The 2,602-nt window shown below is 72.4% G+C and carries 2 protein-coding genes and 2 pseudogenes; 1 reads left to right on the top strand and 3 read right to left on the bottom strand.

The annotated features are described in order from the left end of the window. Window positions 1-138 (bottom strand): annotated as a pseudogene (locus tag H5J33_RS37920) (class F sortase); the annotation flags it as partial. Between the two features lie 331 nt (window positions 139-469). Between H5J33_RS37920 and H5J33_RS30660 the strand changes: the two are divergent. Then, the gene (locus H5J33_RS30660) at window positions 470-1,441 is read left to right on the top strand and encodes a hypothetical protein (RefSeq protein ID WP_181798032.1); all 972 of its coding nucleotides are present in this window, start codon (window positions 470-472) and stop codon (window positions 1,439-1,441) included. Between the two features lie 132 nt (window positions 1,442-1,573). On the opposite strand, the gene H5J33_RS30655 is transcribed toward H5J33_RS30660, so the two are convergent. Together H5J33_RS30655 and H5J33_RS36860 are read right to left on the bottom strand one after the other, a co-directional pair. Next, window positions 1,574-2,338, bottom strand: a complete 765-nt coding sequence (locus H5J33_RS30655) for a DUF4239 domain-containing protein (RefSeq protein ID WP_181798031.1) — start codon at window positions 2,336-2,338, stop codon at window positions 1,574-1,576. Window positions 2,339-2,369: 31 nt separating this feature from the next. Further along, window positions 2,370-2,602 (bottom strand): annotated as a pseudogene (locus H5J33_RS36860) (hypothetical protein); the annotation flags it as partial.

Here is a 2,602-nt window from a genome sequence, read left to right as displayed (position 1 = left end):
CCCGACGTCGAACTCCCCGGAGCCGTTGCGGATGAGGGCCAGGCCGGTCAGCAGCACCAGCGCTATCACGCCCCACGGCGCGCGCTTCTTCCGCCGCTCCTCCTCCTCGGCAAGCAAGGCCAGCTTGGACGCAGACATTCGCCATCCCCTCTCGACGCGGTCGCGCCACGTCCATCGCGCATGGGAAAACGCTAAGTCCCGCGCGGGCGGCGGGCGACGGGGCGATCGGCGAACGGGTGGCCGGCCGCACGCTCGGTGAGCCATCCGAGTTGCCGTTCCCAGGAATTTTCTGACGGTCCGTGACCTGCGGCGATATCCGATTGTGTGGTGATACGCCGGTGTGTCGGATCACCAGGACGGAGCATTCTCGACATGCGGGCGTGTTCCGCGCGCCCGAGGGTCGTCCCGGGAGGTGCTTCTCGCCGATCCACCGGGGACGGGACCCGGTGACCTCCCGCGGAGGAACAACATGCGCAACCAACGCGCCCTGGCGGCGGCGTGCACCACGGTCGCCGTCCTCGGGCTCGCCGTCCCCGTGGCCGTCGCGGACGGCATGGGCAACGGGGGCGGGCCGAGCGGTACCGACACCACGGTCATCGTCCCCGGCACCGGCAACATCGGCACTTTCAGCGGCAACGGCGTCTTCCCCGGGAACGGCAACGGCAACGGCAACGGCCATTTCAACGGGAACGGCAATTTCAACGGCAACGGCAACGGCAACGGCAACGGGAACTTCAACGGCAACGGCAACGGCCGTGGGGGCGACAACGGCCGTGGTGGTGAGGGCAACGGCCGTGGGGGCGACAACGGCCGTGGCGGTGAGGGCAACGGGCGTGGGGGAGAGGGCAATGGACGCGGGGGCGAGGGGAACGGGCGCGGAGGCGAGGGGAACGGGCACGGCGGCGAGGGCTTCGGCAACGGCCGTGGCGGGGAAGGCGGGGGCAACGGCCGCGGGGGCGAGGGCAACGGGCGTGGCGGAGAGGGCTTCGGCGACCGGGGAGGCGACTTCGGGCACGGCAACGGCGGCGAGGGCCGTGAGGACGGCATCAACGCGCACGACATCTTCGTCACGCCCGATGTGCTGCCGGCCGGGGGCCGCCTCACCATCATCGTGAACGGCTGCAGGGGCGGCACCGCGAGCTCCGACGCCTTCGGCACCATCCGGCTGGAATCGTTCCGCGACGACACCGCGCGGGGCGTCGCGTTCGTCGACCGTGCCGTCCGCCGCGGCCCGTACAGCGTCACCGTCCGCTGCGACGGCCGCACCCTGACCCGCCGGGACGCCTTCACCGTGCTCGGTGGTGTCAACGGCGGCCTCGGCGGCAGCCGGAGCGTTGGCGCGACGCCCACCGACATGGCCATCGGCGGCGGTCTGGTGGCAACGGCCCTGGTCGGCGGCGGCGCCTTCTGGCTGCGCCGCCGGCACACGAAGGGGGCCTGAGCCCACGGTGCGCCACGGAGGTCATCGGGGCCGGCGCGACCGTCCCCGCGCCGGGTACCCACATGACGACAGGCCTTCGCCCCGACTCCGCGTTCAGCGGGGAGCGGGGCGAAGGCCTGTCGTGGCCGTGACTCAGCCGCCCGCGCCCGGGAACAGGGTGAGGAACGGCTCGGCGGTCACCGCGATGCCCCGGCTGTACGGCGCGTCGAAGTCCCAGATGAGGAACAGCATGAAGGCGATGGTCGCGGAGAACAGCCCGGCCAGCGCCAACTCCCGGCCGGTGCGCCGGATCTGCAGCGCGAACACCATGCCGATGGTGATCAGCCCGCCGGTGATCAGGCCCCACCACACGACCGGCGGCATGGTGGCCCCGGTGGAGTCGGCGCGCGCGTTGCGCGCCTGGTCGGCGGCGGCCATCTGGTCCAGCAGCGGCTGGTAGGCCTGCGCCTCGAAGTCGTTGCCCGGCCGGTAGTCGGTGACGTCCGCCCGGACGCGGCCCAGCAGTTCGCCGCCGCGCTCGGTGACCTGCTGCTCGTCGGCCATCCGCCGCCACTCGGTGTGGACGACGTACCCGACGTACGCGTCCACGTCCGCGCGGATCCGGTCCCGGACCTCCGGCGGGTACACGCGCACCCGCTCGGAGATCTCGTGCAGCGCCTGCGCCTCCGCCTGCACATGGTCCTGCGCGGCGCTGCGCGCCTCCCACACGCCCGCGATGGCCAGGCCCAGGACGATGGCGTAGATGACGCCGATCCACATCGTCATGTACTCGATGACATCGGGGGTCTCGCTGGGGTCCTCGTCCTCGGAGGCCGTCCGCTGCCGCACCAGCGTGATGACGACCACCACGGCACAGGCCCCCGCCATCACAAGGACGAGAACAAGCCAATCCGACAACTGGTGCCTCCAGGAGTGAGGAGCCGGCGCGTCAGCGCGGGCGCAGGGCGGCGACGGCCACGATCGCCGGGACGGTGATGAGCAGGACATAGGTGACGGGAGTGGTGTGCCGGGGTGCCGGACGGTGGACGGCGTGCGGGTGGTACACCGGGTAGCTCACGGGTGTCGCGGAGGGCCGCGGGGTGGGTGTGGGCGTGGGTTTCGGCGGGGGTTCGGGGGTCTGGCCGGGGGTGGGGGTGCGGATGACGGGGGTGGGCGTGGGCC

Origin of the sequence: Streptomyces sp. WELS2, assembly GCF_013870595.1 — a bacterium.
Lineage (GTDB): Bacteria > Actinomycetota > Actinomycetes > Streptomycetales > Streptomycetaceae > Streptomyces.
This window is presented reverse-complemented; position numbering and strand designations above follow the sequence as displayed.

What these genes read in the sequence shown, in the direction of transcription:
- H5J33_RS30660 (WP_181798032.1), top strand. Translation starts at nt 470, where the DNA reads ATGCGCAACCAACGCGCCCTGGCGGCGGCGTGCACCACGGTCGCCGTC.